This window comes from Amycolatopsis sp. NPDC051061, assembly GCF_040682935.1.
GTDB lineage: Bacteria > Actinomycetota > Actinomycetes > Mycobacteriales > Pseudonocardiaceae > Amycolatopsis.
In genome coordinates this window covers 1-24,211 of sequence record NZ_JBFBBZ010000030.1, presented here as the reverse complement: position 1 = coordinate 24,211, position 24,211 = coordinate 1, and the positions used below count along the sequence as shown (strand labels likewise).

General features: G+C 71.1%; 29 protein-coding genes and 1 pseudogene. 13 read left to right on the top strand and 17 right to left on the bottom strand.

Features of this window, described 5'->3' with window-relative positions:
- Positions 1-4: 4 nt before the first annotated feature.
- Entirely contained in the window at positions 5-880 is an 876-nt protein-coding gene (locus tag AB0N03_RS33615) for an alkaline phosphatase family protein (RefSeq protein WP_364380177.1), read from the bottom strand.
- 235 nt (positions 881-1,115) lie between these two features.
- Here AB0N03_RS33615 and AB0N03_RS33610 point away from each other — a divergent pair, with 235 nt between their 5' ends.
- The 5 genes from AB0N03_RS33610 to AB0N03_RS33590 are packed head-to-tail and all read left to right on the top strand — an operon-like array spanning position 1,116 to position 4,210.
- Positions 1,116-1,373: a hypothetical protein gene (locus tag AB0N03_RS33610; RefSeq protein ID WP_364380174.1), complete on the top strand. Its 258-nt coding sequence runs from the start codon at positions 1,116-1,118 to the stop codon at positions 1,371-1,373.
- Complete coding sequence (locus AB0N03_RS33605) at positions 1,370-2,326, top strand: FAD:protein FMN transferase (RefSeq protein WP_364380171.1); 957 nt, start codon at positions 1,370-1,372, stop codon at positions 2,324-2,326. The genes AB0N03_RS33610 and AB0N03_RS33605 overlap by 4 nt, the downstream gene beginning before the upstream one ends.
- Positions 2,323-2,892 carry a ferric reductase-like transmembrane domain-containing protein gene (locus AB0N03_RS33600; protein WP_364380168.1) on the top strand — a complete coding sequence of 190 codons (570 nt, stop codon included), beginning with the start codon at positions 2,323-2,325 and terminating at the stop codon, positions 2,890-2,892. The genes AB0N03_RS33605 and AB0N03_RS33600 overlap by 4 nt, the downstream gene beginning before the upstream one ends.
- Positions 2,889-4,019: an NADH-ubiquinone oxidoreductase-F iron-sulfur binding region domain-containing protein gene (locus AB0N03_RS33595; RefSeq protein ID WP_364380165.1), complete on the top strand. Its 1,131-nt coding sequence runs from the start codon at positions 2,889-2,891 to the stop codon at positions 4,017-4,019. The genes AB0N03_RS33600 and AB0N03_RS33595 overlap by 4 nt, the downstream gene beginning before the upstream one ends.
- Positions 4,016-4,210: a ferredoxin gene (locus AB0N03_RS33590; RefSeq protein WP_364380162.1), complete on the top strand. Its 195-nt coding sequence runs from the start codon at positions 4,016-4,018 to the stop codon at positions 4,208-4,210. The genes AB0N03_RS33595 and AB0N03_RS33590 overlap by 4 nt, the downstream gene beginning before the upstream one ends.
- A gap of 5 nt (positions 4,211-4,215) precedes the next feature.
- Here the strand turns inward: AB0N03_RS33590 and AB0N03_RS33585 are convergent, their stop codons facing one another.
- Positions 4,216-5,055, bottom strand: a complete 840-nt coding sequence (locus AB0N03_RS33585; protein WP_364380159.1) for a hypothetical protein — start codon at positions 5,053-5,055, stop codon at positions 4,216-4,218.
- Positions 5,056-5,161: 106 nt separating this feature from the next.
- On the opposite strand from AB0N03_RS33585, the gene AB0N03_RS33580 reads away from it, so the two are divergent.
- Positions 5,162-5,899, top strand: a complete 738-nt coding sequence (locus tag AB0N03_RS33580; RefSeq protein WP_364380156.1) for a Sir2 family NAD-dependent protein deacetylase — start codon at positions 5,162-5,164, stop codon at positions 5,897-5,899.
- A 61-nt stretch (positions 5,900-5,960) separates the two neighbouring features.
- Here the strand turns inward: AB0N03_RS33580 and AB0N03_RS33575 are convergent, their stop codons facing one another.
- Positions 5,961-6,533, bottom strand: a complete 573-nt coding sequence (locus AB0N03_RS33575; RefSeq protein WP_364380153.1) for a TetR/AcrR family transcriptional regulator — start codon at positions 6,531-6,533, stop codon at positions 5,961-5,963.
- A gap of 38 nt (positions 6,534-6,571) precedes the next feature.
- On the opposite strand from AB0N03_RS33575, the gene AB0N03_RS33570 reads away from it, so the two are divergent.
- Complete coding sequence (locus AB0N03_RS33570; RefSeq protein ID WP_364380150.1) at positions 6,572-7,444, top strand: SDR family oxidoreductase; 873 nt, start codon at positions 6,572-6,574, stop codon at positions 7,442-7,444.
- Between the two features lie 6 nt (positions 7,445-7,450).
- Here AB0N03_RS33570 and AB0N03_RS33565 read toward each other — a convergent pair whose 3' ends face one another.
- From AB0N03_RS33565 to AB0N03_RS33545, 5 genes and pseudogenes are all read right to left on the bottom strand, one after another.
- Positions 7,451-8,656 carry a glycosyltransferase gene (locus AB0N03_RS33565; protein WP_364380148.1) on the bottom strand — a complete coding sequence of 402 codons (1,206 nt, stop codon included), beginning with the start codon at positions 8,654-8,656 and terminating at the stop codon, positions 7,451-7,453.
- Between the two features lie 244 nt (positions 8,657-8,900).
- Positions 8,901-9,071 (bottom strand): annotated as a pseudogene (locus tag AB0N03_RS33560) (C1 family peptidase); the annotation flags it as partial.
- 289 nt (positions 9,072-9,360) lie between these two features.
- Positions 9,361-9,672, bottom strand: coding sequence for a hypothetical protein (locus AB0N03_RS33555; RefSeq protein WP_364380145.1), 312 nt, complete (start codon positions 9,670-9,672; stop codon positions 9,361-9,363).
- Positions 9,673-9,905: 233 nt separating this feature from the next.
- On the bottom strand, positions 9,906-11,297 hold the full coding sequence (locus tag AB0N03_RS33550) for a serine/threonine-protein kinase (protein ID WP_364380142.1): 1,392 nt from the start codon (positions 11,295-11,297) through the stop codon (positions 9,906-9,908).
- Positions 11,298-11,377: 80 nt separating this feature from the next.
- Positions 11,378-12,337 carry an SDR family NAD(P)-dependent oxidoreductase gene (locus AB0N03_RS33545; RefSeq protein ID WP_364380139.1) on the bottom strand — a complete coding sequence of 320 codons (960 nt, stop codon included), beginning with the start codon at positions 12,335-12,337 and terminating at the stop codon, positions 11,378-11,380.
- Positions 12,338-12,441: 104 nt separating this feature from the next.
- Here AB0N03_RS33545 and AB0N03_RS33540 point away from each other — a divergent pair, with 104 nt between their 5' ends.
- Together AB0N03_RS33540 and AB0N03_RS33535 are read left to right on the top strand one after the other, a co-directional pair.
- Positions 12,442-12,981 (top strand): DUF6069 family protein, encoded by a 540-nt coding sequence (locus AB0N03_RS33540; protein WP_364380136.1) that lies wholly within the window; start codon positions 12,442-12,444, stop codon positions 12,979-12,981.
- On the top strand, positions 12,978-13,409 hold the full coding sequence (locus tag AB0N03_RS33535; protein ID WP_364380133.1) for a nitroreductase/quinone reductase family protein: 432 nt from the start codon (positions 12,978-12,980) through the stop codon (positions 13,407-13,409). The genes AB0N03_RS33540 and AB0N03_RS33535 overlap by 4 nt, the downstream gene beginning before the upstream one ends.
- 84 nt (positions 13,410-13,493) lie before the next feature.
- On the opposite strand, the gene AB0N03_RS33530 is transcribed toward AB0N03_RS33535, so the two are convergent.
- The 5 genes from AB0N03_RS33530 to msrA all read right to left on the bottom strand — a co-directional run bounded on the left by AB0N03_RS33530 (position 13,494) and on the right by msrA (position 19,062).
- On the bottom strand, positions 13,494-14,297 hold the full coding sequence (locus AB0N03_RS33530) for an ABC transporter permease (protein WP_364380130.1): 804 nt from the start codon (positions 14,295-14,297) through the stop codon (positions 13,494-13,496).
- Positions 14,294-15,268: an ATP-binding cassette domain-containing protein gene (locus AB0N03_RS33525; protein WP_364380127.1), complete on the bottom strand. Its 975-nt coding sequence runs from the start codon at positions 15,266-15,268 to the stop codon at positions 14,294-14,296. Before AB0N03_RS33525 ends, AB0N03_RS33530 begins: the two co-directional genes overlap by 4 nt.
- Before the next feature lie 80 nt (positions 15,269-15,348).
- Positions 15,349-15,858 (bottom strand): OsmC family protein, encoded by a 510-nt coding sequence (locus tag AB0N03_RS33520; RefSeq protein WP_364380124.1) that lies wholly within the window; start codon positions 15,856-15,858, stop codon positions 15,349-15,351.
- A 95-nt stretch (positions 15,859-15,953) separates the two neighbouring features.
- Complete coding sequence (locus AB0N03_RS33515) at positions 15,954-18,227, bottom strand: M4 family metallopeptidase (RefSeq protein ID WP_364380121.1); 2,274 nt, start codon at positions 18,225-18,227, stop codon at positions 15,954-15,956.
- A 319-nt stretch (positions 18,228-18,546) separates the two neighbouring features.
- Complete coding sequence (gene msrA, locus AB0N03_RS33510) at positions 18,547-19,062, bottom strand: peptide-methionine (S)-S-oxide reductase MsrA (protein ID WP_364380118.1); 516 nt, start codon at positions 19,060-19,062, stop codon at positions 18,547-18,549.
- Between the two features lie 553 nt (positions 19,063-19,615).
- On the opposite strand from msrA, the gene AB0N03_RS33505 reads away from it, so the two are divergent.
- A complete protein-coding gene (locus tag AB0N03_RS33505) occupies positions 19,616-20,002 on the top strand; it encodes an STAS domain-containing protein (RefSeq protein ID WP_364380115.1) in 387 nt (128 codons plus the stop codon).
- A 132-nt stretch (positions 20,003-20,134) separates the two neighbouring features.
- On the opposite strand, the gene AB0N03_RS33500 is transcribed toward AB0N03_RS33505, so the two are convergent.
- Positions 20,135-21,001, bottom strand: a complete 867-nt coding sequence (locus AB0N03_RS33500) for a LysR family transcriptional regulator (RefSeq protein WP_364380112.1) — start codon at positions 20,999-21,001, stop codon at positions 20,135-20,137.
- Between the two features lie 86 nt (positions 21,002-21,087).
- On the opposite strand from AB0N03_RS33500, the gene AB0N03_RS33495 reads away from it, so the two are divergent.
- Positions 21,088-21,534, top strand: a complete 447-nt coding sequence (locus AB0N03_RS33495; RefSeq protein WP_364380109.1) for a nuclear transport factor 2 family protein — start codon at positions 21,088-21,090, stop codon at positions 21,532-21,534.
- Position 21,535: 1 nt separating this feature from the next.
- On the opposite strand, the gene AB0N03_RS33490 is transcribed toward AB0N03_RS33495, so the two are convergent.
- Entirely contained in the window at positions 21,536-21,841 is a 306-nt protein-coding gene (locus AB0N03_RS33490) for a hypothetical protein (RefSeq protein WP_364380106.1), read from the bottom strand.
- A 9-nt stretch (positions 21,842-21,850) separates the two neighbouring features.
- Entirely contained in the window at positions 21,851-22,087 is a 237-nt protein-coding gene (locus tag AB0N03_RS33485; protein ID WP_364380103.1) for a three-helix bundle dimerization domain-containing protein, read from the bottom strand.
- Between the two features lie 148 nt (positions 22,088-22,235).
- On the opposite strand from AB0N03_RS33485, the gene AB0N03_RS33480 reads away from it, so the two are divergent.
- Together AB0N03_RS33480 and AB0N03_RS33475 are read left to right on the top strand one after the other, a co-directional pair.
- On the top strand, positions 22,236-23,153 hold the full coding sequence (locus tag AB0N03_RS33480) for a hypothetical protein (protein ID WP_364380100.1): 918 nt from the start codon (positions 22,236-22,238) through the stop codon (positions 23,151-23,153).
- 69 nt (positions 23,154-23,222) lie between these two features.
- Complete coding sequence (locus AB0N03_RS33475) at positions 23,223-23,660, top strand: L,D-transpeptidase (RefSeq protein ID WP_364380097.1); 438 nt, start codon at positions 23,223-23,225, stop codon at positions 23,658-23,660.
- On the opposite strand, the gene AB0N03_RS33470 is transcribed toward AB0N03_RS33475, so the two are convergent.
- Positions 23,615-24,070, bottom strand: a complete 456-nt coding sequence (locus AB0N03_RS33470; protein WP_364380094.1) for a hypothetical protein — start codon at positions 24,068-24,070, stop codon at positions 23,615-23,617. The genes AB0N03_RS33475 and AB0N03_RS33470 overlap by 46 nt on opposite strands.
- Positions 24,071-24,211 lie beyond the last annotated feature (141 nt).

The window sequence follows — 24,211 nt, the reverse complement described above, 5'->3', positions numbered from 1 at the left end:
CGGGTTACTGCCAGACGTCGAGGATCGGCGACTTGCTCGCGGCGCCGCCGATGCCCGGCAGGCCGTACGACGCCTCGATCGTGCGCAGCACGGTGTAGTGGTTGATCGACTCGCTGTAGCTGCCGACCTTGACGTGCGCGCCGGTGAAGCTGGTGAAGATCTGGTTGACCGACGTGCCGCTGTCCTCGTCGAAGGTGGTGATCAGCAGGCTGTTGTGGGTCTTGGCCCACTGGGCGAACGCGTCGAGGTGGTTCTTGAGCCAGGTGTCGCCGGTGCCGACCGAGCAGTCGTGCATGTCGGAGCACATGTTCGGCGTGACGAAAGCGACCGTCGGCAGCTGGGTGAAGTCGGTGGGGAAGCTCGTGTAGCGGAGGTTGCTCGCGGCCGGGACGTTCGAGAAGTCCACCCAGCTGTTGTGCTTGCGCATGTAGGTGCCGCTGGAGCAGCCGGTGTAGCCGTCGGAGGGCATCGACTCGGAGTAGCCCTTGAACGTCTTGCCCGCGCCGATCAGCTGCTGGCCGAGGTTGGCCTTCGCGCCCAGGTCGGCCGGGCAGCTGTCGCTGGTCACGCCCTGCGTCGCGCCCGAGAAGAGGGCGACGTAGTTGGGCTGGCTCGGGTGGGTGATCGCGAAGGAGTTCGTGAACTTCGCGCTCTGCGAGGCGAGGGTGTTGAAGTAGGGGGCGCTGGAGCTGCCGTTGATCGAGGAGTACTTCTTGTTCTCGAACATCACGAGGACGATGTGGTCGAACGCCGGCACGGTGGAAGCGGTCGGCTGTACTGCGGTCGATTCGTCCGTTCCGGTGACGACGACCGCGGTGACGACACCGGCTGTCACCAGGGTGGCGGCGGCGAACGCGGCGAAGATCCGCTTGCGGATCATGGGTCCTCCAACGGTGGCGGGTGAGGGCGCCTCATGATGTCCACTCCACGGGGTCGGAACGCGGCGTGTCGTGGTCCGGTTCGTGAACACCAGGAAACCTCCGGCGGACAACGGAAAGAGTGGGTGAATGGCTTTCCGGTGTCAACCTCCTAAGGTAGGTGTCCATTGTGGAGCGTCAGGGAGTTGACAGGTCGCTCCCAGCTCGTTCAAAGGAACGCCGCCGAGACTCGGTCCCATGGAACCCACCACGACAGGCGGAGCGGCCCGCCGCGAGCACGGCCGGCGCAAGGCCGCCCTGGTCACCGCGACGGTGGCGGTGCTGGGCGCGGCCACCGCCGGCGCGATCGGCTTCGGCCTTTCGACGGCATCCGCCACCACTCGGACCAGCACCGACTCGGGTAGCTCCGTCGGTACCCAGGACCAGCTCCAGTCGTCGGATGGCGGCGTGAGCTCCGGCTCGGGCCGCGCGCACACGGGCTCGGGTGCGTCGTGACGACGGCGGCGAGGGCGTTCCGCGCGCTGGGCACGACGGCATCGGTGGTGGTCACCGACCCTTCGCGGCTTGCCTCGGCGGCTGGGCTCTTACGCGAGGAGATCGACGCGATCGACCTCGCGTGCAGCCGGTTCCGGGCGGACTCGGAGATCTCACGGCTCCACGAGCAGGCGGGGCGGCAGGTCCGGGTCGGTGAGCTGCTGGCGGAGGCGTTGGGGGCGGCGTTGCGCGCGGCCCGGTTGACCGGGGGGCTGGTGGATCCGACGGTCGGTTCCGCGGTCCGGGCGCTCGGGTACGACCGAGACTTCGCGCTGGTCGCCGGGGTCGCGAGTGAGAAACAGTGTGCTAACCCTGTTTCTCATTCGACCGCGGCCGACCCGGCTCCCGCGCCCGGCTGGCACCGCGTGCTCTTCGACCCCGCCCTGCGGCTGGTCGTCCTCCCGCGCGGTGTCCACCTCGACCTCGGCGCCACCGCGAAAGCCCTCGCCGCCGATCGGGCCGCGAGCCGGATCCACGCCGCTCTCGGGTGCGGTGTCCTCGTCAACCTCGGCGGTGACCTCCGCGTCGCCGGTCCGGAACCCGCCGGTGGCTGGCAGGTCGCCCTCGGCGACGACCACGCCGACGCCGTCACCCGGCCGGCCGCGCTGATCGCCCTCAACACCGGCGGCCTGGCCACTTCCGGCACCGCCAACCGGCGCTGGCGCCACGCCGGGCGCACCGTGCACCACATCGTCGACCCGCGGACCGGCGACGTCGCGAAACCGCGCTGGCGCACCGTCTCCGTCGCCGCGATGTCCACTGTGGACGCCAACACCGCGAGCACCGCGGCCATCGTCCTCGGGACCGGCGCGCCGCGCTGGCTCGAGGAACGCCGGCTGCCCGCGCGGCTCACCTCCGACGCCGGCGAGGTCGTCACGACGACGGGCTGGCCCGCGGAAAGGCAAGCCGCATGAGCTCCGCCGTCTGGTACTTCAGCCGCGCGACCGGGCTTGTCTCGCTCGTGCTCTTCACCGGGGTCGTCGTCCTCGGCGCGCTCGGCGCCGGCCGGTTCGCGACCCGGACGTGGCCGCGGTTCACCGTCGCCGCCCTGCACCGCAACCTCGCGCTGACCAGCCTCGCGTTCCTCGGCGCGCACATCGCGTCGGCGATCCTCGACGGCTACGTCTCGCTGAGCTGGCTCGACGTCGTCGTCCCGTTCGGCTCGGCCTACCAGCCGCTCTGGGTCGGCTTCGGCGCCGTCGCGATCGACCTGCTGCCGGCGATCGTCGTCACCAGCCTGCTCCGCACGCGCATCCCGCCGCGGGCCTGGCGCGCCGTCCACTGGCTGGCCTACCTCTGCTGGCCGGTCGCGCTGGTGCACGGCTTCGGCATGGCCGAAGACGACGCCGCGTACGGCTGGATCGTCGCCTTCGACGTGCTCTGCGTGCTGGCCGTGCTCGGCGCCGTCGCCTTCCGGGCGACCCGCCAGGACGCCGACACCGCGACCCGCAAGCTCTCGCCGCTCGGAGGCACCCGATGACCATCCTGCCGCCCCACCGCCTCGACCTGGCCGGCCACCGGCGCCGCAACGGCGTCGTGCCCTGGGTCGCCTACCACGGCGAAGACGGCCGCGACCGGCTGATCGAAGCCGTCGCCGCGGCGGACCTGCGCGGCCGCGGCGGCGCGGGCTTCCCGACCGCGGTCAAGCTGCGCTCGGCCCGGGCGCCGCGCTCGATCGTCGTCGCGAACGGGTGCGAAGGCGACCCGCTCAGCCACAAGGACGCCGCGCTGCTCACGCTGTCCCCGCACCTGGTGCTGGACGGCCTGCAGCTCGCCGCGCACGCCGTCGGTGCCGGGGAGGCCGTTCTCTGCGTGCACGCGGGCAGCCCGGTGCTGCCGAGCGTCTTCGCGGCGCTCGCCGAGCGCGACGACCGCGTGCCGGTGCGCGTCGAAGAGATTCCGCGGAGGTACGTCGCCAGCGAGGAGACGGCGCTCGTCCACCACCTGACGTCAGGAGACGCGCGGCCGCTCGGCAAGTCGCCGCGGCCCGACGAACGCGGGGTGCGCGGCCGGCCGACGCTCGTGGACAACGTCGAAACGCTGGCGCAGCTGGCTTTGGTGATCCTCCTCGGCCCGCGGCACTACGTGTCCGCCCGCCGGGACTTGGTCACGGTGACCGGTGCCGTCCGGCGGCCCGCGGTCGTGGAGACGGCGCCCGGCGCGTCGCTGTCGGCGGTGCTGGCCGTGGCGGGCGGCGAGACCGAGCCGGTGCAGGCGGTGCTGGCCGGCGGCTACGGCGGGACTTGGACGTCGGATTTCGGGCTCGGAGTGTCGGGGATTTCGGCGGTGTACGCGCTTCCGGCCCGGGCGTGCGGGCTCGAGTACACGGCGAAGGTGCTGGCGTATCTGGCGGCCGAGTCGGCTCGGCAGTGCGGACCCTGCATGTTCGGCCTCCCGGCGATCGCGGCGGACTTCGCGGACCTGCTTCGCGGCGGTCCTGCGACGGCCCGGCTGGCCCGCCGTCTCCCCCTGCTGACCGGCCGCGGGGCGTGCGCGCACCCGGACGGCGCGGCGCGGCTCGCGGCCAGCGCGTTGCAGGTGTTCGGTGCTGACGTGGCGGCGCACTCGGCCGGCGGCCGGTGCCGGGTTCTGGAGCGTGTGGCGTGAAGCTGACGGTGGACCCGATCGGGTGCCGGGCGCACGGGCTGTGCGCGGACCTGCTGCCGGAGTCGGTGCGGCTGGACGAGTGGGGCTATCCGGTGGTGGCTTCGGGTCCGGTACCGCCGGGGCTGGCGGCGGAGGCCCGACGCGCGGCGGCCGCGTGCCCGGCGCTGGCGTTGCGGCTGCGGAAGGACTGAGCGCGTCACACGGCTGTGACGAGACAAGCTGCGGGGTCGGGGTGCTCGGTAGCCCACGAACACAGCTGATGGCACCGGTCGTCGACCATGCGGTCCAGGTAGCCGTCCGGATTTTGGGTTCCACTCGCGGCGGCAGCTTCCAGTTCGCACAGCTGCACGGTCTGCTTGCCCTGCATGAAGTCGGTGTACCCGAGCTGGTTCAAGGCCGGGACCAAGGCGCCGATCAGCCTGCCGACGCAACCCCGGACGCGGGGGTCTTCGTCACCGCGCCAGATACCGTAGAGGCGGACCGCGACGGAGCGCAGCGCGTCCTCGCAGTTCGGGTGGGCGAGCGTCAGCCGGATGAGCGCGTCGATCAGGAGTAGCTTGGTCTTGGGGCCGAACTCCTGGTCCCAGCCGCCGTCGAGGGTGCTCGGCCAGTGCAACGACTGGCAGGAGTTCAGGCGATGCGCGTTGCGGCACAACAACTCCGCGGCGACGAGCTGCGCGTTGCCGGGCGATTTGAGCGCGGCGTCGATGACCAGTACCGCCGTCTCGTGGGCAACCCGCGATTCTTCCTCGGTCGACCAGAGGTTGACCAGGAGGGCGACCGCGAGCTCGGCGTGGTCGAGCCGGGTGAGGGCGAGCAGCCCGGACGCGATCGCCGCGGGGTCAGCGGGGGAGTTCTCCCTGGTGGAGAAGAGTTCCCCGGCCCGCATCGCGGCGTCCAGCTTCAGTCTGGCCACTTCGTCGAGGTGCTCTTGGCGCAGGCGGCGATCCGCTTGCCGGGTCGTGAGGCGCCCGATCCAGATGCCGGCCAGGGAGACCACGGCCGTCGCGAGCACGCCGATCAGTGCAGGGTTCATGGGACCACCTTCCTCATCCGTGTGAGTCGCCGGCCGGGGCCGCGGTGTGACAACGTGGCGGTAAATCCGGTCGTCGCGGCGCCGGCGGGTCGTTAACCTCCGGCGCATGGAACTCATCGACCGGATCCGCGGTGCCCGGCTGATCGGCGTGCTGACCGGCGCGGGCATCTCCACCGCGTCCGGCATTCCCGACTACCGCGGGCCCGACGGCGTGTGGACGCGGACGCCGAGTGCCGTGAACGCCTTCACGCTCGAGAACTTCATGGCCGACGCCGAGGTGCGCCGGGAGTTCTGGCGCAGCTACACCGGCCACGCCGCCTGGCGGGCCGAGCCGAACGCCGCCCACCGCGCCCTCGCGGAGCTGGACGGCTCGGGGGCCGCCGTGCGCGTGCTCACCCAGAACGTCGACGGCCTGCACCAGAAAGCCGGCCTCGCCGCGCGCAAGGTCCTCGAACTGCACGGCACCATGCACACCACGCGGTGCACCTCCTGCCCGGTGCGGCTCTCGACCACCGAAGTGCTGGAGCGCGGCGAGGACGACCCGCGTTGCCCGGAGTGCGGCGGGATCTTGAAGCTCGACGTCGTCCTCTTCGGACAGACGCTGGACGGCGAAGTCCTCGGGCGAGCGCGTCACGTCGCCGCGGCGAGCGAGGTCTTCCTGGCCATCGGCAGCTCGCTGCAGGTGGAGCCGGCCGCGTCCCTGTGCACGGTCGCCGTGCGGTCCGGCGCGACGCTGGTGATCGTCAACCGCGACCCGACGCCGTACGACGAGGACGCCGATTTCGTGCTGCGCGAAGACATCGAGACGGTGGTCCCGGAACTGTGCGCGGCCGCGGAGGGGTGATCCCGCGGCGGTCGCCGATGCGGACAACCGGGACGGCGGCTTCCCCGAACCGGCCGGGTGATCAGCCGGGCCGGATCGCGTCGACCAGCAGGCGCACGAGCTCGTCGCCGTCGACCGTCCACTTCTCCTTCGCCAGGTGACCGCTCAGCTCCAGCCCGGCGATCCCGTGCGCGCTCGACATCAGGAGCGCGCCATAACGACGCGCGTCGGCCTCGCCGACCACGTCGGCGACGAGCGTGAGGAACTCGTTCTCCACGCGGGTCGCGGCCGCGGCGGCCACCGGGTCGCCGCTCACCGGCGTGCTGAACATCAGCGCGTACAGGTGCGGCTGCCGGCGGCCGACCTCGATGAGCTTCAGCAGGCCTCGCTCGAGCCGGTCGCCCGGGGCGGCGTCGACGTCGGCGCGCAGTTCTTCCACTTCGTCCGCCACCGAGTTCCAAGCGTCGACGGCGAGCGCGGTCAGCAGGTGCTGCTTGTCCTCGAAGTGCCCGTAAGGCGCGCCGCGCGAGACGCCCGCGCGGGCGCCCACCGCGCGGAGCGTCACCGCGTCGGGTCCGCCCTCGTCAAGCAGCTCGGACGCGGCCCGCACGAGGGCGCTCCGGGTCGCAGCGGCGGCTTCAGCTCGCGTCACCATAGTTGACAGTGTCACATGAACCACGCATCATCGTTCATATGACAGTGTCACATCAGAACGAGCTCATGGTCGTCACCGGCGCCTCGACCGGCCTGGGCGCGGCCACCGCCCGCGAACTCGCCACTCGCGGCTACCACGTCCTCGCCGGCGTCCGCCGCGAAAGCGATGGCGACGCGATCCGCGCCGACGGCGTCGAGCCCGTGATCCTCGACATCACGCGCCCCGAGCACGTCCAGGACCTCGCCGGCCGCATCGCCGCCGACCCGGACCGCCGCCCGCTGCGCGCCCTCGTCAACAACGCGGGCATCTCGGTCAACGCGCCCGTCGAAGCGCTTCCCCTGGACGAGTGGCGGCGGCTCTTCGACGTCAACCTGTTCGGGCACATCGCCGTCACGCAGGCGCTGCTGCCCTTCCTCCACCGCAGCCGCGGCCGGATCGTGAACATCAGCTCGGTCGGCGGGAAGGTCGCGATGGCCACCTACGGGCCCTATGCGGGGACGAAGTTCGCCCTCGAAGCGGTCAGCGACTCGCTCCGCCGCGAACTCGCCCCGCACGGGGTGCAGGTCGTGGTCGTCGAGCCCGGCGCGGTGCGGACCGAGATGGGCGACCGCGGCGCCGCGACCGCCACCGGCCTCGCCGAGAAGATGTCCCCCGAGCATCAGCGGCGGTACGGCGGGCTGGTCCAAGCCGTCGTCGCCCATTCCCTGCGGTTCACCCGGGCCGGCCTGCCGGCGGACCAAGCCGGGGCGATCGTCGCCAAGGCCGCTACCGCTCGCCGGCCGCGCACGCGCTACGCGATCGGCCGCGACGCGGCCCTCCTGACCCGCCTCACGCGCGTCCTGCCCGACCGGCTCCTCGACCGGGTGACCGCGATGACCCTTCGGCCGTACCTGCCGAAGACGGCCGGGTAGCTCGGCTCAGGCGGACGCGAGCGGCACCGTCGTCAGCAGGTGGCGCGCCGCGACGCTCGCGCCGTCCGCGCGCACCTGGCCCGAGAACTCCCGCGCCCGCGTCGTCACTTCGGGCCGCAACGCGACTTCGAGCGTCGAGGTCAGCGCTTCGGCCGTCGGCACGCCCGGTTCGGTCGCCGCGCCCAGGCCCAGGTCGCGGATCCGGCCCGCGAAGTAGTGCTGGTCGTACATCTGCGGCACGACCACCTGCGGAGCGCCCGCGCGAGCCGCCGTCGTCGTCGTGCCCGCTCCGCCGTGGTGGACGACGGCCGCCACGCGGCGGAACAGCGCCTGCTGGTTGATCTCGCCGATACCCAGACAGTCCGGCGCGTCGTCGGCTATGAGATCCGCCCACCCTCGGGAGACGATCGCCCGACGACCGTGCGCCCGCGCCGCCGCGAGCGCCGCCACGGCGACCTCGCCCGGTGCGCGCATGCTGCCGAACCCGAAGTACACCGGCGGCTCGCCCGCGTCGAGGAACTCGAGCAGCTCGTCCGGCAGGGGACGCTCGTCCGGCCAGATCCAGGCGCCCGTCTGGACGATCCGCGGGTCGCCCGGCTCGGGCCACGGCGCCAGCGCGGCGTCGGCCGCGAGCCATGGCCGGTCGGTGAAGACGTGGTTCTGCAGGTCGTCGACCGGGGCCTGCCCGGCCGCCGCCCGGTATTCGTTGACCTTGCCGCCGAAAAACGCGTTCCAGCGCTGCGCGTCTTCCTCCCAAAGGGCGCGGTTTTCCGCCTTTCCGGGCGTTCGCCACGGCATCGGCGGCGGCGCGTGCAGATCGGACGGCAGGGTGATGGGGCAGAAGCTCGCGTAGACGTAGGCGGCGCCCCTCCGTTCGGTGATCGAGCGAGTGGCGAACTGCAGGGCACCGCCGGCGACCAGGACGTCACACCCCTCGGCGGCGACGGCGATCGTCTCGAACTGGGTCGTGACGGTGTCCTCGGTGGACTTCCGGATCTGTTCGGGCGTCGGCTTGCCTTGGTGCGCCGACGCCGTCCCTCGCAGTACGGGACCGATCGGCACGACGTCGAAGCCCAGTTCTTCGAGCCAGTCCCGGAAATCGGGCGGCACGCACAGGCGGACGTCCTGGCCGAACGCTCTCAGCTCCGAGGCCAGCGCCAGCACCGGCTGCACTTCGCCCCGCGAACCGATCGTGGACAGCAGCACACGCATGAAAGGATCCCCTCGCCGAAAATGGTGAGCCCGAATTGTGGACCCGCGCCGGGGTCTTGCCACAAGCCCAGGGGTCGGCTATACCTTTGAGTGGGGAGAGGGAATCCTTCGCCGGTGAGTGTCGCCCGGAATCAGCCCAAGGTGAACGGATCCCGCGTGCCGCACGCGGCGAGCTTTCCTTCATCGCCGCCGGGTTGCCGGTCAGCGCGGTGTAGGACGGCGTGGTCGCGAGCCGGTTCGGCCAGCCGGTGTCGCAGGTCGCGCCGTCGTTCGCGCCGTGGGTGTAGAACAGGTGCGCCTCGGACAGGTCGAGCTTCAGGCCCGGCTGCCCGCGGGTGAAGGCGGCGACGGTCTCCATCGTGGCCACCGTGCCGAACGAGCCGCACGAGCCGCAGTCGCCCTGGTCCTTGACCGCCGTGACGTAGTTGGCGCCACCGGCGCTGGTCTTCTTCGAGGATGGTCATGGAGTTCTCGCCCATGACCCACGGGTGGCCCTGTGCGGCCAGTTCGGTGCGGACCCGGTCGAGCTCGACTGGCTGCGCGGGGGTAACGGGATCGGCCATGGTGACTCCCCAATCTCGAACGCCTCACGGGCGTTGCGGTGGCCGTGCCCGACCGTTGTACGCCGGGGCCGGGCGAGGTCACCAGGGGTGCCATCCCTTTGCCGAGGAGCAGTTTTGTGGCGTGCGGGAAATGATCTGAGGTCAGGAAATCTCGACGCTCACGCCGTTTTCGGCAGGCGTTTCCCGCGTCAGTTCTTCGGCGAAGATGGAGTCGATCTTCTGCGACGCGGTCCGCAGTTTCAGGACGCCCGCGACGAGCAGCACGAGCACGGCGGCGGGCACGACGAGCAGCACCGGAGGCCAGTCGGCGCCGATCACGGCGCCGGCGGAGATCAACCCGCACAAGAGGAAGAGCGTCCTGGCGACCATGCGCGGCCACGCGGAGCGGGGCTTGGCGTGCCGCCCGCGCGGTGTTCCGAAAACCGGCCGCGCAAGGGCAGCGTGGACACTCATCAAGACCTCCGGAAATTCGGCGAACCGGGCGGGGATTCCCGGCGGTGGTGCCCGGGGCCGGAACGCGACCGACCGGACACGTGGGGTGTGTCGGAGCGGAACGGCTTCCGGTTACCGGTCGTTATTGCTTCGAGTCCGAATTCGGGGAAACAATTCGAGACGGCTTCCGGTCTATTCCGAATGGGTTTCCGGCACCAGGGCCGTTGGGCCCGGATCGGACCCGGCCGGTGGTCCTAGTCGTGGCCCGGGCCCTTGCCTTTGCCCTTGGCCTTGCCGGGGGGTTCGCTCTTCGGCGGCTTGCCGGGTTTGGTGGTCTTCGGCGCGGCCGCGCTTTCGTGGGTGACGGCGGCGGGTTCGAGGTCGGCGGACTCGGTCGCCCCGGGGCGCGGATCCGGGGTCCCGGACCCGGCGAGCGGCGCCTGGGTGGGTGCAGGAGAGCTGGGCGCCGGCGGCTGGGCCGGGGCCGGGGTCGTGGGCTCCGGCGCGGAGAGCAGCATGGCGGAAACGGCGGCGACGGCCGCGGCGGTCAGCCCGGCGGCCGCGGTGAACCGGCGGCGCTGGGCGGGGTCGCTGGTCGATGAGATGCCTACGGCGGCGAGGATCTTGCGGGGTCCGGTGGGGCCGGCGGGTCCGGGCCGGCGCGGAAGGCCGAGGTCACGCACGGTGGGGTCGTGCGGACTGTGGTGGCCGGGGACGCGATGCCATCGCCGCAGCACCCCCGCCCCGCCGATCCCTCGCCGTCCCGCCGACCACGGCAGCGTCGGCGCCGGGGCGTGCAGCAGCTGCCGCACCTCCGCCGCCGTCGGGCGGTCGGCCGGTTCGCGGGCCGTCATCCTCCGCAACGTGTGCGCCAGCGACGCCGGCAGCCCCTCCGGCACTCGCGGCGCCCGGGTCAACCGGGCCATCGCCGCCTCGACCATCGTGCCCGGGTACTCGCGGCGGCCCGTCACGCACTCCAGCAGGATCAATCCGAGGGCGTACACGTCCGCGGGTGGGCCCGCCGGCTCCCCGCCGACCTGCTCGGGCGCCAGGTACGCCGCCGTGCCCGGGACCACGCCCGTGCCGGTGATGTGCGTCGTGTCGAGCGCGTGGGCGATGCCGAAGTCGCCGATCAGCGGGCCGGCCTCGGACAGGAACACGTTGGCGGGCTTGAGATCCCGGTGGACGACCCGCAGCGCGTGCACGTGGGCCAGCGCCTCGGTGAGCCCGTCGGCCAGCGCCGTCACCTCGGCCACCGGCATCGGGCCGCCCAGCAGCCGCTCCGCCAGGTTCTCGCCCTCGACCAGCTGCATCACCAGGTACGTCCGGCCGTGCTCGGTGCCGCTGTCGAGCAGCGCCACCACGCCCGGGTGGGTGATGCTGCCCTGGATGCTCATCTCGCGCAGCCGGCGGCGCTGGTCCAGCGCGACCACGTCCCGGTCGTAGATCTTGACCGCGACCTCCCGCTCGAGCCGCAGGTCGAAGGCCCGGTACACGCGCGCCGTGCCGCCGCTGCCGATCAGCCGGCCGACCTCGTAACGTCCGGCCAGCAGCCCCGGCGGCCGTTCGTCGTGGAGGGAGCGCGGGCGGACGGCGAACTCGCCGAGCGCGAAACGGGCGCACGTGACGTCGTTCGCGTCGCTCATCGGCGCGTTCCCCGTTCCACCGGCGTCGTCGGCCACGGCCGCGAGGTACCCCGAACCCGTGTCCGGCAAACGTCAGAAGATCACGCGAAAGCGTCCACGCCGGTCAATTCCGCCGACAACGTCCACAGGCGACGCGCCTCTTCGCGGTCCACGGCGTACCGGCGAACACCCGAAGCGGCCATGCCTTCGGCGTCCGGAGGGGACAGTTCGGCGACGTCGCAATCTTCGAGGTACAGCCCGCCGAGCCCGGCCAGCTGCGGCGACGTCGCGGCCCAGACCGTGGTCGCCGCGCCCTGCTCCGGGGTCTTGAACTGCATCAGGAAGTTCCCGGCCTCGTCGATCCAGCCGCGTTCGATCATTTCTTCCTTCGGCAGGTGGCGCTGCAGGGGCGTCATGATGCCGCCCGGGTGCAGCGCGAACGCGTGGACACCCCGGGAAGCGCCCAGCTCGTCGAGCCGGACGGTGAAGAGCACGTTGGCCGTCTTGGCCTGCCCGTAGGCCGCCCACTTGTCGTAGCCGTGCTCGAACTGGACGTCGTCCCAGCGCATGGCCGAGTTGTGGTGGCCGCGCGAGGACAGCGAGACGACGCGGGCGCCGTCGGCGACGGCCGGCCACAACCGGTTGACCAGCGCGAAGTGACCGAGGTGGTTGGTGGCGAACTGGGCTTCCCAGCCCGGGCCGACGCGCGTTTCCGGGCAGGCCATCACGCCCGCGTTGGTGATGAGGAGGTCGATCCGGCGTCCGGAGGCCAGGAAACGCTCCGCGAAGGCGCGAACGCTGTCGAGATCACCCAGGTCCAGCTCGTCGACCTCGACGTTCTCGACGCCTTCGAGGGCTTCCTCGGCGGTCGCGCGGCGGCGTGCCGGGACGACGACGTGCGCGCCGGCGCCGGTGAGCGCGCGGGTGGTTTCGAGGCCGATCCCGGAGTACCCGCCGGTGACGACGGCGAGCTTGCCGGTGAGGTCGACCTCCGCGACGGCTTCGGCGGCGGTCGTGGTGGCGCCGAAGCCCGATCCGATCTTGTGCTGTGCGGTGCTCATGTGCTCGACCGTACGAGCTGGAGCGCACTCCAGCGCAAATCGCGGATGCGGCCGAAAGAGGGGACAATCGGGGGGAGAGGCGCCGCCGACCTAGGAAGGCTCTGATGGCCGACTACTACGGGAACCAGCCCCAGGACGTCCGCCCGGGGATCGACGCGCGCAGGTTGTGGGCGGGCGGGGTGGCGACAGCGGTGATCGCGGCCCTGCTCGCGGTGGTCGGGTTGCTGATCGCGCGCGGCGTCTTCGAGGTCGAAGTGCTGGCCCCAAAAGGCGAAGGCGTCTGGGGCAACGCGAGCACCACGACGTACGCGCTGGTCGCCGCCGCGGTGGCCCTGCTCGCCACCGGGCTGATGCACCTGCTCAGCGTCGCCACGCCCGCGCCGTCGCAGTTCTTCGGCTGGATCATGGTGCTGGTGACGTTGATCGCGGTGGTCCTGCCGCTGACGCTGAGCGTCGCGCCGAGCGCGAAGATCGCCACCGCCGCGATCAACCTCGTCATCGGGCTCGTGATCGCCGCGGTGGTCAACAGCATGGCGGCGAGCGCCCGGACGCTGCACCGGCGCCGCAGCCAGCAGAAGCCCGCGCCGCCGACGCGCCAGTGGTCACAGCAGGATCCACCGCCGACGCGCTACTACGACCAGTGACCGTGGACACGGTCGACGTGCGGGAGACGAACCGCCGGGTGATCGAGCAGTTCCGGGCGGGCGGCGAGGTCGAGGGCATGCACCGCGAGCGGCTGGTGCTGCTGACGACGACCGGGCGGCTTTCCGGGGAGCCGCGCACGGTCCCGATGATGTACCACCGCGACGGCGACCGGCTGCTGGTGGTGGCGTCGAACATCGGGGCGCCGCGGCACCCGGACTGGTACCTGAACCTGATCGCGGATTCCCGGGTGAAGGTGGAGGTGGACGGCGCGACGTTCGACGGGGAGGCGCTGCCGCTGCTGGGGGCGGACTACGTGCGGACGTGGGTGGAGCTGGAGAAGCTGTACCCGTTCTTGGCGGATCACCAGGCGAAGGCTCGGGAAGCTCGGCGGGTGATCCCGATCGTGGAGCTGTCCGAAGAGGACTGACGGCGCCGGAACGTCATGAACGACTCTTTCATGTCGTCTGACGTCATGAAAGAGTCGTTCATGACATGTCCACTCGGGACGGTCCTACTTGCTCGCCACCCGCCGGTACTTCGCCGTCGCCAAGGGCGCGAACACCAGGATGATCCCCACGCAGCACAAGATCGCGTACAGCGCCGCGTTCTCGGCCGGCCACCCCGAAGGCGCCGGCCCGAACCGGTTACCGAACAAATCCCGCGTAGCGTTGATCACCGCCGTGAACGGGTTCCAGTCCGCGATCGCCTTCAGGAACGCCGGCAGGGTCTGCGTCGGGACGAACGCCGAGGAGATGAAGCTCAGCGGGAACATCCAGACCAGCCCGAGGCTCTGCGCCACCTCGACGCTGCGCGCCGCCAGGCCGATCAGCGCGCCCACCCAGGACAACGCCCACGCGAACATCAGCATCACCAGATACCCCAGCAGCGCGTCCCAGAAGCTGCCGCGGATCCGCCAGCCGACGAGCAGCCCGCACGCCGACATCACGATCAGCGCCACGACGCTGACCACCAGGTCGGACGTCGTCCGGCCGAGGACCACCGCGATGCGGGACATCGGCAGCGACCGGAACCGGTCGATGATGCCCTTCTGCAGGTCGTTGGCGAAGCCGATCACCGTGAACGCCGAGTTGAACGCCACCGTCTGGGCGAAGATCCCCGCGATGAGGAACTCGCGGTAGGCCGCGCCGCCCGACTCGCCGCCGATCGCGTTGCCGAAGACGTAGGCGAACAGCAGCACGAACATGATCGGCTGCAGCGTCGCGGCCATCAGCCAGTCGGGGTTGCGGCGGACGTTCATCAGGTTGCGCCACGTGATGATGCCGCCGTCCGAAATGCCCTTCGCGATCGCGTTCACTTCGCAGCCCCCTCCGAGACGGACTCGGCGCCGTGGCCGGTCAGGGACAGGAACACGTCGTCGAGCGTCGGCCGGTGCAGGGCGACGTCCTGGACGGCGATGCCCTGGCCGTCGAGCCGGCGCAGGGCCTCGATGAGCGCCTTCGGCCCGGTGTCGACGAAGATCTCCGCCCGCCGCGTGTGGTCGTCGCCGGACGGCTCGCCGGTCCCCACCTCGCGCAGCACCTCCAGGGTGGCCGGCAGGTCCGCGACCGAGGCGACGACCAGCTCCAGCCGTTCGCCGCCGATCTGGGCCTTGAGCTCGTCGGCCGTGCCGCGCGCGATCACCCGGCCGTGGTCGATCACCACGATCGAGTCGGCGAGCTGGTCGGCCTCTTCGAGGTACTGGGTGGTCAGCAGCACGGTCGTGCCGTCCGCGACCAGCTCCTTGATGACGCCCCACGTGTCGAGGCGCCCGCCCGGGTCCAGGCCGGTGGTCGGCTCGTCGAGGACCACGACGGTCGGCTCCGCGACCAGCGCGCCGGCCAGGTCGAGACGCCGGCGCATACCGCCCGAATACCCTTTCGCCGGCCGGTCGGCGGCCTCCTCGAGCGCGAACCGCGCCAGCAGCTCCCGGGCGCGCGAGCGGGCGGCGGACTTCCGCCTGCCGTAGAGCCGCCCGACCATGTAGAGGTTCTCGAACCCGGTGAGGTTCTCGTCGACGGCCGCGTACTGGCCGGACAGCCCGATCCGCTGCCGCACCTCGTCGGGCTGGGCCAGGACGTCGTACCCGGCCACGTGCGCCTCGCCGGAGTCCGGTCGCAGCAGCGTCGTCAGCACGCGGACCATCGTCGTCTTCCCGGCGCCGTTCGGGCCGAGCAGGCCGAGCACGCGCCCGGCCGGGATGTCGAGGTCGACGCCGTCGAGCGCGCGGGTCGATCCGTAGGTCTTGACGAGCCCGCGCACTTGGACGGCGCTGTCCGGTTCCGGCATGGCGGTTCCCCTCTCGGTGACCCCGCCAAGCTAGGCCACGGGCGTCCGCTTTGTCCTCCGGGTTTCTCCCGGAGGTGTGCTCAGTTCGCCGAAAGCGTGACGGCGAGCTCCGGCGGCGTGCGCAGCGTCTGGAACACGACGCAGTAGCGCTCGGTCAGCTTCTCGAGCGTGGCCAGCTGCTCTTCGGAAGCGTCGGTGTCCAGCGCGAACGACAGCCGGATCGAGCGGAAGCCCACCGGCGCGTCCTTCGCGACGGCGAGGGTGCCGCGGAAGTCCAGTTCGCCCTCGGCGCGGACGCGGCCGCCGCGCACCTCGAGGCCCAGCGACGTCGCCACCGCCCGCAGCGTCACACCGGCGCACGCGACGAGCGCTTCGAGCAGCATGTCGCCCGAGCAGGCGAGGGTGCCGTCGCCGCCGGTCGCGGGATGCAGCCCCGCCTCGACGATCGCGCGTCCCGTTTCGACCTTGCACGAGATCCCGAGGCCGTCCAGCTCGGCGTCGGCGTGCAGCGTGACGACCGCGCTTTCGGGCCGCTCCCGGTACTGCTCCTTCAACGGGGTCTGGGTCGCACGCAGCTCGTCGGTGTCCATGGGCCGATTCTGCTCCCGCGAGCGGCGGAAAGCGAAAAGGCGGGGAGACCGGGAATTTCCGGTCTCCCCGCCTTTTCAGTGCGGATTCAGCGGTTTCAGCTCAGCGTCACCGCGACGTCGTCGATCACGAACGACGTCTGCAGCGAGCTGTCCTCGGTGCCGGTGAACTTCAGCGCCAGGGTGCCGCCGGCGGCCGACGAGACGTCGATCGTCCGGAGGGCGTACCCGGAAGCCTTGTTCAGGTTGGAGTAGCTGCCGAGGGTGGCGCTGCCGTTGGTGACGGTCAGCTTGTCGTAGGCGGTCGTCGAAGTCGTCTCCGCCGTGTCGATGTGCAGGTAGAACGTCAGGCTGGCGTGGCAGCCGGCCGGGATGCTCACCGACTGCGCGACGGACTCCGTGTGGGTGGAGCCGTAGCCGTCGAGGTAGGCGGAGTAGGTGCCGCCGTGCGCGGCCTGACCCGAGGACGCCCACTGGCCGATGGCCCCGGTCGTGCCGGTCCAGTTCGCGGAGCCCGACTCGTAGCCGCCGTTGACGATCTTCTGGCCGGAGCAGCCGGTGGTGGTGCCGACGGTCCAGCTGAACGACGCCGTGCCGGTCTTGTTGGCCGCGTCCTTGGCCGTCACCGTGACGCTCGAGGTGCCCGCGGTGGTCGCGGTGCCCGAGATCGTGCCGGTGGAGGCGTTGATGGACAGGCCGGCCGGCAGACCGGTGGCGGTCCAGGAGTACGGCGAGGTGCCGCCCGAGGCCGACAGCGGCAGGTTCACCGCGGTGCCGGTGACGGTTGACTGGTTGCCCGGGTTCGAAACCGTGACGGTGCCGGTCGCCGAGCAGGTCGGGTCGGCCGACTGCGCCGGCACGGAGATCGCGTCCCACGCCGCCTTGACGGTGTTGAACTCGGTGCAGGAGCCCGGGAAGAGGTTCTTCGCCGCGGTCAGCGTCCAGGTGCGGTACTTCAGGTACGAGCTGCCGGAGGTCTTGAGCAGCATCGCGTTGTAGAAGATCTTCACCGCGTTCTGGACACCGATGCCGGTGACCGACGAGCTGTTGCACGTGGTGCTGGTCGGCTGCCCGTTGGTCGGGTTGGTGCCTTCGGCCAGCAGGTAGAACCAGTGGTTGCCGGGGCCGGCGGCCGCGTGCACCTCACCGTTGGGGACCGAGCTGTCGTAGCAGTTCTTGTCGCCCAGCGCCGACGGGTTGTACATGTTGCGGATCGGGCCGGAGCCGACCAGGTTCACCGACTCGCCGACGAGGAAGTCCGGCACGTCGCCGCCCGAGGGCTCGTTCGCGAACCACTCGGTGGAGGCGCCGAAGACGTCCGCGACGAACTCCTGTGTGCCCGAACCCGAGATACCGCCCGGGGTGTGGTCGTCGATGCCGTGGCCGTGTTCGTGCGCGACGACGTCGATCGAACCGATCCACTGGTTCTGCGTGTTGTGGCCGATCTGGACCTGGGTGCCGTCGTAGTAGGCGTTCTCGTCGTTCAGGCCGACGCGGATCGGCCAGCCGCCGCCGTTGCCGTCGAAGCCGTTGCGCCCCAGCCACTGCGAGAGCATCTTGTTCTCGGTCTGGGCGGCGAAGAGCGAGTCGACGCAGCCGGTCTCGCGGCTGGTCGCGTTGCCGTTGCCCCAGGCGTCGTCCGGCCCGCTGAAGGTCGTGTTGCTGGCCGCGTCCTGGCAGGACGTGTTGGTGATGGCCGGGTCCTTCAGCGTGTACGTGCTGCCCGAGTGGGTGGTGTCGAGGTGCACCGGGTTCGGGCGGTTGTACGCGCTGGTGCCGTCGCCGTTCATGACGTGCTCTTGGGTCTTGAGCACCTTGCCGGTGGCGGCGTCGACGATGACGTCGAGGCGGCTCGGGCCTTCGGCGTCCCGGCCGGCGACGGTGCTCTTCCAGGCCAGCGTCGGCGTGCCGAGCGCGTAGACGACCTGCTGGGCGGGGCTCACGCTGTCCACGGCGGACAGCTGCTGCCGCGCGGTCGCCTCCGCCGCGGCCCCGGTCACCTTCGCGGTGGTCGAGGCGAGGTTGATGGTCTGGTCCTGTGCGACGGAGGTGCCGAGCACCTGGCCCGTCGAGTTGGTCGCGACGACGAAGTCGCCGCCGACCACGGGCAGGCCCTTGTAGCTGCGCTCGTAGGGGATGTACTGGAGGCCGTTGGTCGAGGAAATCGCTTTCTGGGCCTGGAAAACGTCGTCCGCGCTGGCGTGCAGCGCGGCGGGCCTGCTCGCCACGAGACCGGCGGCCGCGGTCGTGGCCTGGGCCAGGGCGCTCGGGGCGGCGTTCGGGGTGGGTTGCGCCTGTGCGGTACCGGTGATGCAGAGCGCGCCGACGAGCACGCCGGTTGCTGCCAAGACGACTGGCCGTCTCAGTTCCATCGAGGGATCTCCTCCGGGCAGGGTGAACCAGACCCGGGTTCGAGACCGGGCCGGATCAAGGGGGACGAGAGGTGGTGCTGTGGAACGGAAATCAGAATCCGGTGCCGGAGGCTCGTGAACAAGCGACTAACGTACGGTCTTATCTACCGGACGCAATAACTCCCAAAAAGGACATTTCCCGCTATTGGGATCGGTCACCTGACCGTCCACTCAGGACAGGAAGCGGATCACCGCCGTTCGGGTGATCTTTCCCGCGTCCGAAACGACGAAGGCCCCTTCGCCGGGGATCGGCGAAGGGGCCTTAGGTGATACGACTGTGTCAGGCGGTCTTCTCGCGCTTCGGGAGCTTCCAGCCCGGGCGCACGAAGTGGCACGTGTACCCGTTCGGAATGCGCTGCAGGTAGTCCTGGTGCTCCGGCTCGGCCTCCCAGAAATCGCCCACCGGGCTGACTTCGGTGACGACCTTGCCCGGCCACAACCCGGACGCGTCGACGTCGGCGATGGTGTCTTCGGCGACGCTCTTCTGCTCGTCGTTCTCGAAGTAGATCGCCGACCGGTAGCTCAGGCCGATGTCGTTGCCCTGGCGGTTCTCCGTCGTCGGGTCGTGCACCTGGAAGAAGAACTCGAGCAGGTCGCGGAACGTGGTCCGCGCCGGGTCGTAGATCACCTCGATGGCCTCGGCGTGGGTGCCGTGGTTGCGGTAGGTGGCGTTCGGGACGTCGCCGCCGCTGTAACCGACCCGGGTCGAGATCACCCCGGGCTGACGGCGGAACAGCTCCTGCATCCCCCAGAAGCAGCCGCCGGCCAGGACGGCCCTTTCGGTTGACGTGGTCACGGCGTCACTCCTTCTCCTCGTGTGGTGCTGCCACCTGTACAACTTCGGTGGTCAGGAGATGATTCCACGAGGGGATTACGGAAGCCTGACGTCACCCGGCCCGGAGATCTCGGCGTGCAGGTCGGTGGTGCGGGTGACGAGCAATTCCTTCCGCTCCGGGGTGAGGGTGCCGGCAGCGAACCGACGCTACCTTCTGCTTGGTATCGATGATATCGGCTGGTAGCGTCGCGGGTTCGCGAAGTACCTCGCCGGCAAATGGTCCGCGAAGCCGTCCGGCGACCCGGTGCGCGATCTGCGCGACGGCTGGGGACAACCACGTGCGTTCGCCCTCGACAACCCCGACCACTACCGCTGATGTATTCGGGCCTCTCGACGCCGCCGGGCTGGCCGGCGCGGTTGAGCGTCCACAGTGGACGTTGAGCCGGACGGCCGCGCCGGTTGGGCCGTCTGCCGGGGCGGCGTCTCGGTTTCGTTTTCCGGTAGTGGCCGTGACCGGGCCGGGGTGAGACGATGGGCCGGGGCCACCCCGATCCGGTCCCGGGGGAGGCGCGCCATGCGCGACCGGCACCAGGCCGTCGTGGAGAGGACCAGCGGCGGCGCGCTGGTCGTCGAGGTCCGCGGCGAGCTGGACATCGGCACCGTGTTGCGGTGGACGACGCTGATCGAAGCCGCCATCTGCGAGCTGCCGGAACCGCATCTGCTGGTGCTCGACCTGATGGCGCTGGAGTTCCTGTCGGCGCAGGGGGTCCGGGGCCTGTTCGCGGCGATCGAGTGCTGCCGCGACCGCGGCACGGCCGGCTGCTTGATCGTCAACCCAGGGAGCGTGGCCGACCGGGTGGTGCGGATGGCGGGGCTGGCCGACCGGGTGCGGGTGTTCCCGAACCGGCTCACGGCGATCGCCGCCTGCCAGCCGGTGGAGATGCGGTGGCTGCCGGGCTGACCGGCTGGCGCACCGGACGACTCGCGTGCCCAGGTGGACGACACGCGTGCCCATCCGGACGACTCGGTGCGAGGGAGAGCTTCCGCCGTGTCGTCCGGCCGAGTACGCGTGGGGTCAGGCTGGGCACTGCCGTCAGGCCGGTTCGCGCACCAGGTCCGCCGCGGCCTCCGCGAACGCGCGCACCCGGGCCGTCGCGGAGCCGTCCGGCCAGACGAGACCCCACTCGAGCCGGGGCGCGCCGTCGAGCGGGACGTACGCGACGTCGGGCCGCGGGTAGTAGCGCCGGATGTGGGCGCCGACCGGCAGCACGCCTTCGCCCGCGCCGGCCAGCGTGAGCAGCTCCTGCAGCCCGGCGCGCGGCCGGAGCACCGCGCCGGGCGCGTGGTCGTCCAGCCACGGGTCCGGCAGCGCGCAGCGCAGCACCGTGACCCGCGCCAGGTCCGCGACCGGCACGGCGTCCCGCCCGGCGAACGGATGACCCGCCGCGACGGCGAGGAAGCGCGTCTCCCGCACCAGCACCGGGCCGGTGACCAGGCCGGGGGCGTCGAGCGGGAGCCCGGCGAGCACGACGTCCACCTCGCCCTCGCGCAGCCACGGCAGGACCTCGGCCGGGCGCACCTCGCGGAACTCGACCTCGCAGCCGGGCGCCCGCCGCCGGAACAGCTCGGCCACCCCGGCCAGCAGCTGGCCACCCGCGGCGTCGCCGAACGCGACGCGCAGCGTGCCGGTCACCCCGCGGCCCGCCTCGACCGCCCGGGCCAGGGCCGCTTCGACCGCCGACCAGGCCGGTCCGAGGTCGGCGAGGAGCTGCCGCCCGATCGCCGTCAGCTCGACGCGGCGGCTGGTGCGGGTGAACAGGGGCGCGCCGATCCGCCGTTCCAGCTTCCGGATCGTCTGGCTGACCTGGGCGGTCGACACGCGCAGCCGTTCCGCGGTGCGGCCGAAGTGCAGCTCGTCGGCCAGCGTCAGGAACGACTCGACCTCACGGGTCTCCGCCATGTCGCTCCTCCATCGTTAACCCCTGCTTCACGATCGTGGCACAGAAGCGCGTTGATCGGCATCGCAGGCATGGCGACGCTGGAAGCATGAACCACCACGACCACCTCGAGATCGTCGACGCCCTGTACCGCTTCGGGCTCGGCCAGGACCTCAAGGACCGGGACCTGTTCGCGTCGTCGTTCGCCGCCGACGCGGAGCTGGACTTCCGGCCGGCGGCCGCGCGCTGGGGCGCGAAGCCGCCGCTGATGGCGGGCCGGGACGCGATCGTCGACACGATCCTCGCGCTGTTCGAGGGCCGCGTCGACACGACGCACCAGGTGACCAACCCGCGCGTCGCGGTGGACGGCGACACCGCGCGGCTGACGGCCCTGGTCGAGGCCCAGCACCTGCTGAGCGACGACCACGCCAAGCACGCGCTGCTGAAGAACCGCTACGACGTGACGCTCGTCCGCGACGGCGACCGCTGGGTCATGCGCCGGGTGCGGATCGAAAACGCTTGGTACACCGGCGATCCGGTCGCGATCTTCGGCTGAGCTACTCGCCGCGCATCGAGCGGCGGATCTCGGCCAGCCGGTCCTTGGCGGCCTGGTCGCGGTCGGCGATCTTCTTGTCGAGGGCTTCGGTGGTGTTCTCCGTACCCAGCCCCGCGACGTCCTGGGCTCCCAGCGACGTCGTGTAGCGGTTCTCGACCTTGTCGCGGACGAAGTCGAAGCTGGGCACCCCACCCTCGCTGTAGTCGGCGTCCGGCAGCGGCGGCGAAGGGATCGCCGGCGCGGCGGTCGGCGTCTCGTCGACTATCTCGGCGTCCACGACGTCCGGCTCGTCCTGGGGTTTGTCCATCTCCCGACCTTAGCGCCGGTGGCGGCCCGGCGGTTCGGCGAGGGACTCGCGGACGGCCCGTTCGACCAGGATCGGGACGAACGCGTGGATCCGCGCGGCGGCGAACCGGGTCCGCTCCCGTTCGACGAGGGCGTGGGCGGAGGTGCGGTCCAGGTCCGTGTAGTCCTGGCGCAGCCGGTCCTCGACCACGTGCAGCTGGAGGTCGAGCTGAGCGGAGGCGATGGTGTCGAGCGTCTGGGTGGTCATGGAGGTCTAATACCGCGCCAGAAGAACCCGGGATGAACTGAAGATGAACGACAGGTGAGGCTCGGCCAGTGGGTAATTCGGCCGTGGGGGCGCGCGGTCCGGTGGGGAATTCTCGATGCGCACAGACGGTGTCCGGAGGGAGCAGACCATGAGTGCCGGAGCCTACCGCGCCGAAACCACCGAAATGGGGACGGTCGCCAAGGCGGTCGAAGAAGTCGGGTCGTCCTTCCTGTCGACCACCCGCGATCTGGAAGGCCTGGTGCTGGACGCGATGTCGTTCGCCGGCATCGGCAGCGGGGTCGCCGCCGCGAACTCGGCGTTGCACTCTTCGCTGGGCAGCGCGCTCCAGAAGTTCCTGAGCCTGATCACGAACGTCAACCGGAACGTCCAGACGGCCGCGAACGGCTACAACGCGGCCGACTCCGACGTCGCTCAGGCCTACGGCGGTGGCCAGAACGCCGCCCAGGGCGGCGGGGGAGCGGCGGCCGCGGCGGCGCCACCGCAGCTCGACGCGCGGGTCGTCGACTCGATCATGCGCTCCGAAGGCGCGACGGGGGAGCAAGGCGGCGTGCCGGAGGCGTACGGCTTCCGGCAGAACATGCACAACGGCTACGACCGGATCATCGCCGCGCGCGAGCAGTACGGCATCGGCAGCGCGGAAGAACGCGCCGTCGTCTCGGACCTGATGACCGCGAACGCGCGCACCGCGGGCGCGCTCAACTTCACCGATCCCGGCACGCAGGCCGCGGTCATGTCCGGCGCGCACATGCGCGGCGCCGGCGGTGTGCGCGCGATCCTCAACCACATGGGGGGCGACGACATCGTCCGGAGTTCGGGCACGATCAGCGACACGGCGATCCAGCATGCGCAGGGCCTCACGCCGGAGCAGTTCCAGCAGGAGTTCCACGACGCGCGCATCGAGTACGACCGCCAGATCTACGGGGACACGACCACCCGCCAGGGCGGCCACACGGCGAACTGGTGGGACCGCTACGGCAATGGTCTGACCCAGCGCTACGACCGCGAGCAGGACGAGTTCCTCCAGCTGTCGCAGCCGCAGGAGTGATCGCGGGTTCGAAGATCGCGGAACTGGGCACCCTACCTCCTGTAGCCGAACGACAACGGGAGGCACACGATGAACCGGAGGATGATCGCACTACTGGGCGGGGTCGCCGCGATGGCGGGGACCGTGGCGTTCGCGGGTACGGCCGAAGCGGCGTCGACGCCGTGCAGTGCCGAAGCGAAGGCCTGCGTCCAGCGCAGTTCGAATACGGCGTGGCTGACGGACGGCGCCGGGAACGTCACCTACGGCGGCGTCCCGATCACCGTCGGGCTCGCGAAGTACCCGACGCCGGTCGGGACGTTCCACGTGCAGTACAAGGACATCGACCACTACAGCAAGCAGTACAACGGGCCGATGCCGTACTCGGTGTTCTTCACGACCACCGGCGTGGCGTTCCACCAGGGCAGCTTGAAGGCGAAGTCGCACGGGTGCGTGCACCTTTCGCACGCGGCCGCGGTGACGTTCTACAACTCGCTGCACCCGGGTGACGTCGTCCAGGTCGTCCCCTGATCCGTCCGGTGTGGACGGTCCAGGAGCGCGCCGGTGACGGCGCCGAACACCAGGTGGTCCAGGACCTGCGGGGCGCGGGGAAGCGCCCGCACGGCCGGGTAAGCCCGGCCGGCTACGCCCAGGTCCAGCGCCGCGATCACCAGCCCGGCCGCCGCGCCCCGGAGCAGTCCGAGGCGGTGGCGGCGGGCGGTCGCGGCGAGGACCCCGGTCCAGGCGGCCGAGACGACTGCATGCGCGATCAGCCCGGCGGCGACGCCGGGCCGGTCGCGTCGGCCGGGGAGCAGGGTGCCGGCCGCTCGGGTCGCGGCGAGGAGATCGTGGCCGGTGAGCAAGGCGTGGGCGGTCGACGGTATCCCGCTGACTGTCGCCGCGACGGCTCCGGCGCGGAAAGCCCTGCGAGCCGATGACATGAAAGACTCGTTCACCTCGCCAGACGACATGAACGACTCTTTCATGCAAGGCCGGGTAGTTAGGGCGGTGGGTGTGGCGTCAACCCCCATGACATAAGGCAACGGAGCTTCCGCTAGAACATCGTCGACCAAGATCAACGT